Source organism: Streptacidiphilus carbonis (assembly GCF_000787775.1).
In the GTDB taxonomy this organism is placed as follows: domain Bacteria; phylum Actinomycetota; class Actinomycetes; order Streptomycetales; family Streptomycetaceae; genus Streptacidiphilus; species Streptacidiphilus carbonis.
The window spans coordinates 20,002-27,223 of record NZ_BBPM01000039.1 but is presented as its reverse complement, the minus strand read 5'-3'; the positions used below and the strand labels follow the sequence as shown (position 1 = coordinate 27,223).

Genomic DNA, 7,222 nt, shown 5'->3' with positions numbered 1-7,222 from the left:
CGGTCCTGAGCTTTCCTGGGATCACGGCGGGGGCCGGCCTGCTGGTCGGCATGGCCGCGGCGCGGCCGCTGGCCGGGTCGTAGGGTTTTGGGTCAGTTCTTCGGCTGCGGCGTGTGCCGGGTTGTTCGCGCAGTTCCCCGCGCCCCTGGGTAGTGCAACTTGCTCACAGAGGGTCAGTTGCAGCCCCATAGGGACGCGGGGAAGTGCGCGAACAACCAGCTACGGTCCGGAGCCGACACCGCACGGCGACCCCGGTATTCAGAGGTTGTCCCGCGCCCACAGCGCAAGGGCCTTCGCGCACCCCTCCACGGACTCGCGCCACGTGCGGGCCGCGCCCTCGCCGGCCTCGTCGCTCACGTGCTTGATCAGCCGGACCGGAACGCCGGCCGCCAAGGCCGCACTGGCGACCGCGTAACCCTCCATGTCGACCAGGTGGGCCCGCGCGGCGAGCCGCTGCCGGGCCGACTCCTCGGCGACGAAGAGGTCGCCGGTGGCCAGCACCAGCGGACCGGCCCCGGCCCGGTCCAGCGTCAGCGGTGCGCCGAAGGTCTCGCCGGTGAGCGTGAGCAGCACCTCGGTGTCCAGGTCGTGCTGGATCACCTCGGTGATCTCGTGCGTCCCCTCCAGGCCGGGGCGCAGCGCCCCCGCCGTGCCGAGGTTGACCACGGACGCCGGCTGCGGGCCCCCGGCCAGGACCGCCGCCAGCGAGGCGCTCGCATTGACCTTCCCCATCCCGGTGAGCAGCACCGGCAACCCCTGGTCCAGGTGCACCGCCTCCTCGGCGACGGCCAGGACGAGCAGCGGACGGGCGGGGTCGATCTCTCCGATGAGGTGCATGGCGTCCATGGTAGGGGGCCGGACGGACGGGTAGGTTGGCGGTCGGACGGCACGTCAGCAGGGCGATCTGAACGGATGGTAAGGGCATGGCCGCGGACCGGCGAACGTGGGAGAACGTCGACGACTACCTCGACCGGACGCTGGGGCTCGGCGACCCGGTGCTGGATGCCGTGCTCAAGGCCGGCGACGACGCCGGGCTGCCGCAGATCGCCGTGTCGGCGGCTGCGGGCGAGTTCCTCGCCCTGCTGGCGGGACTGGTGGGCGCACGTCGGATCCTGGAGATCGGCACACTCGCCGGCTACTCCGCCATCTGCATGGCCAGGGCGCTGCCCGCGGACGGACGGCTGGTGACCCTGGAGTACGACCCCCGCCACGCCGAGGTCGCCCGGGACAACATCGCGGCGGCCGGGCTGGCCGACCGGGTCGAGGTCCGGGTGGGTCCCGCGCTGGAGAGCCTGCCTCTGCTGCAGCGGGAGCAGCAGGACCCGTTCGACCTGGTCTTCATCGACGCCGACAAGGTCAACAGCGGCAACTACGTCCGCTGGGCGCTGGAGCTGGGCCACGTCGGCACCCTGGTGGTGGTCGACAACGTGGTCCGCAACGGCGGCGTCGCGGACACCGGCTCCACTGACCCGGCGATCAGGGGCACCCAGGAGGCACTGGAGCTGATCGGGGCGGAGCCCCGACTGCGCGGGACCGTCCTGCAGACGGTGGGCAGCAAGGGCTACGACGGCGTCGCGCTGGCCGTGATCGGCGAGTAGCCGCGGCGGGGTGCCGACGGTCTTTCGGCTGCGGCGCGCACATGGCTTGTCCCGCAGTTCCCCGCGCCCCCATGGGGCTGCAACCGGCTCGGTTGCGGACAGCACACCGTCAGGACCCCACGCTGAACGCTCCGTCCGGCGGCGCCGGCGACGGCGCCGCCGTTGCGTCGGTGACCGGTTGTGCACGGCCCCTGAGCAGGGCGAGCCGGTCGCCGTGCACCACTCGGGCCGGGAACGCGTCAGCGGCCGTGCGGCGGGCCAGCTCGGCCACCGGGAACGGCTGCCGGCCGGCCAGGATCACCAGATTGCCGTAGCGGCGGCCGCGCAGCACCGACGGCTCGGCGACCAGGCACACCTCGGGGAACACCGCCGCGACGGTCGCCAACTGCGAGCGGGCGAAGTCCAGCGGGGCGCCGTCGGCGAGATTGGCGGCGTAGAGGCCGTCCGCGCGCAGCACCCGGGCCGCCTCCCGGACGAACTCCACCGAGGTGAGGTGCGCCGGGATGCGCGAACCGCCGAAGACGTCCGCGACCAGCAGGTCCGCGCTGCCGTCCGGGGTCGCGGCCAGGGCGGCGCGGGCGTCCGCGGCCTCGACGTCGATCGGGACCTCGGCACCGCCGCGGGCCGGGGTCCACGGCAGCTGCTCGCGCACCAGGTCGATCAGCGCCGCGTCCAGCTCGACCACCCGCTGGCGCGAACCGGGGCGGGTGGCCGCCAGGTAGCGGGGCAGGGTGAGCGCGCCGCCACCGAGGTGCAGCGCGTCCAGCGGCCGTCCGGGCGGCGCGGCCAGGTCGGCGGCGTGGGCCAGCCGCTGCACGTACTCGAACTCCAGGTGCATCGGGCTGTCCACGTCGACATAGGACTGCGGCGCGTCGTCCATGGTGAGCAGCCAGGCCCGGGGCCGGTCGATGTCGGGGAGCAGCCGCGCGGTGCCGAGGTCCACCGTGCGTTCGATCGGACGGGGTTCCTCTGGCGCGGATTCGGCGGTCATGCGGCTATTGTCACCGGTCGACGCGACCGCCGACACGTTCGGGTCCGGCTCGGAAACTTGTTCCGTCGAGGCGTACAACCTTCACCCCGGGGTGTGGGTCTTCCATACGTTGGGTGACATAGCCGTGCCGGTCCTCCCTCTCCGGTGCTGCTCGGCGCGACGGAAGGGAAGTCCGTGCGAGAGCCGAACCTCACCATCCTGCCCAGGCCGGACGAGCGTCCTGGACGACTGGGTGCAGATCGATCCCGTGGCCGCCAGGCGCGGCGACTCGCCGTGCTGACCTTTCGCGGCCTCGACGACCCCGGGGCGTTCCGGGCCCAGGTGGAACGGCTGCTCCGGGTCGCCAGCCCGGTGGCGCTGACCCAGGTCCAGGACGCGCTGACCGGGGGTACGCCGCTGCCGCCGCGCCCGGTGCTGCTGACCTTCGAGCACGGGCACCGCAGTGCGGCGACCACCGCGCTGCCGGTACTGGCCGCGCACCGGGTCCCCGCGGTGGCCTTCGTGGTGGCCGGGCTGGTCGGCAGCGAGCGGCCGTACTGGTGGGACGAGGCCCGCTTCCTCATCGGCGAGGGCGGCTACAGCCGCCGGCTGCCGGGCCGCTCGGCGGCCGACGCGGTGGCCGCGATGGCGGCGCTGCCGGATCCCGACCGGCGCGGGTGCCTGGAGGAGCTGCGGGTGACGGCGCGTCGGAGTGCGCCGGGGCAGGCGCAGTTGACGGCCGAGGACCTGCGGGCCCTGCGTGACGGGGGCGTCGCGATCGGCAACCACTCGCTGGGGCACGCACGGCTGGACCGGTGCGACGACTACGTGGTGCGCGAGGAAGTCGTCGGCGGGCACACCCTCCTCACGGAGCTGACCGGGGAGGAGCCGAGCGCGTTCGCGCATCCGCACGGGGTCGCCGACGGGCGGGCGGAGGCCCTGCTGCGGGGGTACGGGTACCGCAGTGCGTTCCTCGGTGACGACCAGTTGTTCGACCTGCGGTCGGCGGGAGCGGTTCGGCCGGATCCGCTGCGGATCAGTCGGCTCGGGGTGGACCTGGGGACGTCGCGGGGCATCTTCGACAGCGTGCTGGCGGGGTGGGCGCCGGGGTTGCGGCGGCTGCGGGGGGCGGTCGCCGTTTAGCGGGCGGTGCCGCTCTTGTACGTGTGTACGTGTGTACGTGAGAGGTGCGGTAGGGGCGAGGTGCGGTGGCGTGGTTGGTGCTCCGCCGTTTCGCGCAGTTCCCCGCGCCCCTATGGGCAACGCCGACGCTAGAGCGTGCGGGCTTCCCGGTAGGTGAGGGCTGCCGGGGGGAGTTCCTCCTTGCGGCCGGTGCGGAGGACCAGCAGGGTGCCGTTGCCCTCGGTGGTGCTGACGGCGCGGCGGAGGGCCTGGCCGGCCACTGCGGGGGCGGAGCAGTGCAGGGCGGCGTCCGGGACGGCCGCGCGGATGGGCGCCTGCAGGAGCTCGTAGTGCGTGCAGCCGAGGACCAGGGCGTGGGTGCCGGCCGGGGTCAGCGCTGCCGCCGCGGCCACCGCTCGGGCGACCGCGTCCGTGTCCGCGCGTTCCACGGCATCGGCCAGGCCGGGGCAGGGGATCTCGGCGACCTCGACGCCTGCCGCGAAGTCCCGGATCAGTCCGCGCTGGTACGCGCTCCCGGTGGTGGCCGGTGTGGCCCAGATCGCCACCGGGCCGCCGACCGCCGCAGCGGGCTTGATCGCCGGAACGGTGCCGATCACCGGGATGTCCGGCTCCAGCTCGGCCCTGATCGCCTCCAGCCCGTGCACCGAGGCGGTGTTGCAGGCGACGACCAGCGCGTCCGGCTGCTGCTCGGCCGCCGCCCGGGCGCAGGCGAGCGCGTGCTCGGTGATGTCGGCCGGGGTGCGCGGACCCCAGGGCATCCCGTCCGGGTCCGTGGACAGCACCAGGTCCGCGTCCGGACGCAGCCCGCGCAGCGCGGCTGCGGCGGCGAGCAGGCCCAGACCCGAGTCGATGAGTGCGATCTTCATAGGACTCGACCTTAGTCGATGGGCCGCAGCCGACGGGCCGCGTCGCCCGTGCGGCATACTCGCGCAGGTGACCGTGCTGATGTGGGTGTCTGTGGCGTCTCTGCTGGCCTGGCTGTGGCTGACCTTCGGTCAGGGCCGTTTCTGGCACACCGATGTGCGGCTGCCGCCGAGGCCCGAAGTGGCGGCGCGGCCGGGGGTGGCCATCGTGGTGCCGGCCCGGGACGAGGCGGAGGTGCTGCCGCTGAGCCTGCCGTCGCTGCTGGCGCAGCAGTACCCGGGGACCGCGCGGGTGATCCTGGTGGACGACGGAAGCATGGACGGCACCGGCGAGCTGGCCCGGAAGCTCGGCGAGGCACCGGGGTCACTGCCGCTGACCGTCACCAGCCCCGGCGAGCCGCCGCAGGGCTGGACCGGGAAGCTGTGGGCGCTGCGGCACGGCGTGGAGCTGGCCGGGGACGTGGAGTACCTGCTGCTCACCGATGCCGACATCGCGCACGCGCCGGCCTCGCTGGACAGCCTGGTGGCCGCCGCGGAGGGCGCCGACGGCGCCGGGTACGACCTGGTGTCGCAGATGGCCCGGCTTCGGACGGAGACCCGCTGGGAGCGGCTGATCGTCCCGGCCTTCGTCTACTTCTTCGCCCAGCTGTACCCGTTCCGCTGGAGCAACCGGCCCGGCTCGCGCACCGCGGCTGCCGCCGGCGGCTGCACGCTGGTGCGGCGCGAGGCGCTGGAGCGGGCCGGCGGGGTCGCCGCGATCCGGGGTGCGGTGATCGACGACGTGAACCTGGCCAAGTCGGTGAAGCGCGGCGGCGGCCGGACCTGGCTGGGACTGGCCGACCAGGTGGACAGCGTCCGCCCCTACCCCGAGTTCGGGCAGCTGTGGCGGATGGTCTCCCGCAGCGCCTACGCGCAGCTGCGGCATTCGGTGCTGCTGCTGGTCGGGACGGTGCTGGGGCTGACCCTGGTCTACCTGGTGCCGCCGGTGCTCACCGTGGTCGGCCTGGCGACCGGCGACGGGCGGCTCACCTCGGTGGCCGGCGCCGCCTGGGCGCTGATGGCCTGGACGTACGTCCCGATGCTCCGCTACTACCGGCAGCCCCCGGCCGCCGCGCTGCTGCTGCCGTTCACGGCGCTGCTCTATCTCCTGATGACCGTGGACTCGGCGGTCCAGCACTGGCGCGGGCGCGGGGCCGCGTGGAAGGGGCGGACCTATCCGGCGCCCGAGGGCTTCTGACTTCCTTCGGGTGCGGACCGTAGGTGGCTTGTCGCGCAGTTCCCCGCGCCCCTGGGGGCTGCAACCGACCCTTTGCGCGCAAGTTGCACCTGCATAGGGGCGCGGGGAACTGCGCGACAAGCCATGCACATGCCGCAGCCGAGAACGGTTACAGCGCCACGCCGAGCAACGCGTCCACCGTCCGCGAGATCACCCCTGGGGCTCCCGTGTCGGCGCCCCCCTCGGCCTCCTGCTTGGCGGCCCACGCGTCGATGACGGCCAGGGCCCGGGGGGAGGCCAGGTCGTCGGAGAGGGCCTCGCGGACCTCGGCGAGGGTCGCGGCGGCGTCCGGGCCGTCCGGGCGGGAGACCGCCGCGCGCCAGCGGGCCAGCCGCTCCTGGGCGCGCAGCAGATCGGCGTCGGTCCACTCCCAGTCCGAGCGGTAGTGGTGCGCCAGCAGTGCCAGCCGGATCGCGGCCGGCTCCACGCCGTCCCGCCGCAGCTGGGAGACGAACACCAGGTTGCCGCGCGACTTGGACATCTTCTCGCCGTGCAGGGCGACCATGCCGGCGTGGACGTAGGCGCGGGCGAACGGGTGCGCCTTGGTGAGCACCTGGGCGTGCGACGCGCCCATCTCGTGGTGCGGGAAGGCCAGGTCGCTGCCGCCGCCCTGGATGTCGAACGCCATGCCCAGGTACTGCAGCGCGATGGCCACGCACTCGATGTGCCAGCCGGGGCGGCCGTGGCCGATCGCGGTGTCCCAGGCCGGCTCGTCCGGGCGGGCGGCGAGCCACAGCATCGGGTCGAGGCGGTGCTTCTTGCCGGGACGGTCCGGGTCGCCGCCGCGCTCGGCGAAGAAGCGCAGCATCTGCTCCTCGTCCAGCCGGGAGACCTCGCCGAAGTGCGGGTCGGACCCGACCGAGAAGTAGATGTCGCCGTCGAGCTGGTAGGCCGCGCCGGAGTCCAGCAGGTCCTTGATCAGCGGGACGATGGACGGGATGGCCTCGACCGCGCCGATGTAGTGCGCGGGGGGCAGCATCCGCAGGGCCGTCATGTCCTCGCGGAACAGCGCGGTCTCACGCTCGGCGAGCTCGGTCCAGTCCTGGCCGGTGGCGGTGGCGCGCTCCAGCAGCGGGTCGTCCACGTCGGTGACGTTCTGCACATAGAGGACGTCGTGGCCGGCGTCCCGCCAGACCCGCTGGACCAGGTCGAAGGCGTTGTAGGTGGCCGCGTGGCCGAGGTGGGTCGCGTCGTAGGGCGTGATCCCGCAGACATAGAGCCGGGCGGTCGGGCCCGGCTCGGAGGTCCGCACTTCGCCTGCGGAGGTGTCGAAGATACGCAGGGGGCTTCCCTTGCCGGGAAGCACGGGGACATCGGTGGCGGGCCAGGCATACATACAGATGACTGTAACCGGACGGATCTGATCTTCGCA

General features: G+C 73.6%; 7 protein-coding genes. 3 read left to right on the top strand and 4 right to left on the bottom strand.

Annotated elements, in window-relative coordinates:
• Positions 1-258: 258 nt before the first annotated feature.
• Positions 259-837, bottom strand: coding sequence for a nucleosidase (locus tag TR46_RS26005; protein ID WP_174505156.1), 579 nt, complete (start codon positions 835-837; stop codon positions 259-261).
• Positions 838-923: 86 nt separating this feature from the next.
• Here TR46_RS26005 and TR46_RS26000 point away from each other — a divergent pair, with 86 nt between their 5' ends.
• Positions 924-1,598, top strand: a complete 675-nt coding sequence (locus TR46_RS26000; protein WP_042405570.1) for an O-methyltransferase — start codon at positions 924-926, stop codon at positions 1,596-1,598.
• Between the two features lie 109 nt (positions 1,599-1,707).
• On the opposite strand, the gene TR46_RS25995 is transcribed toward TR46_RS26000, so the two are convergent.
• A complete protein-coding gene (locus tag TR46_RS25995; RefSeq protein ID WP_042405568.1) occupies positions 1,708-2,589 on the bottom strand; it encodes a spermidine synthase in 882 nt (293 codons plus the stop codon).
• A 273-nt stretch (positions 2,590-2,862) separates the two neighbouring features.
• On the opposite strand from TR46_RS25995, the gene TR46_RS25990 reads away from it, so the two are divergent.
• Positions 2,863-3,711: a polysaccharide deacetylase family protein gene (locus TR46_RS25990; protein ID WP_052433095.1), complete on the top strand. Its 849-nt coding sequence runs from the start codon at positions 2,863-2,865 to the stop codon at positions 3,709-3,711.
• A gap of 128 nt (positions 3,712-3,839) precedes the next feature.
• On the opposite strand, the gene TR46_RS25985 is transcribed toward TR46_RS25990, so the two are convergent.
• On the bottom strand, positions 3,840-4,577 hold the full coding sequence (locus tag TR46_RS25985) for a glutamate racemase (protein ID WP_042405566.1): 738 nt from the start codon (positions 4,575-4,577) through the stop codon (positions 3,840-3,842).
• A gap of 67 nt (positions 4,578-4,644) precedes the next feature.
• Between TR46_RS25985 and TR46_RS25980 the strand changes: the two genes are divergently transcribed.
• Positions 4,645-5,811, top strand: a complete 1,167-nt coding sequence (locus TR46_RS25980; protein WP_042405564.1) for a glycosyltransferase — start codon at positions 4,645-4,647, stop codon at positions 5,809-5,811.
• Positions 5,812-5,959: 148 nt separating this feature from the next.
• On the opposite strand, the gene mshC is transcribed toward TR46_RS25980, so the two are convergent.
• On the bottom strand, positions 5,960-7,186 hold the full coding sequence (gene mshC, locus TR46_RS25975; protein WP_042405562.1) for a cysteine--1-D-myo-inosityl 2-amino-2-deoxy-alpha-D-glucopyranoside ligase: 1,227 nt from the start codon (positions 7,184-7,186) through the stop codon (positions 5,960-5,962).
• Between the last annotated feature and the right edge of the window lie 36 nt (positions 7,187-7,222).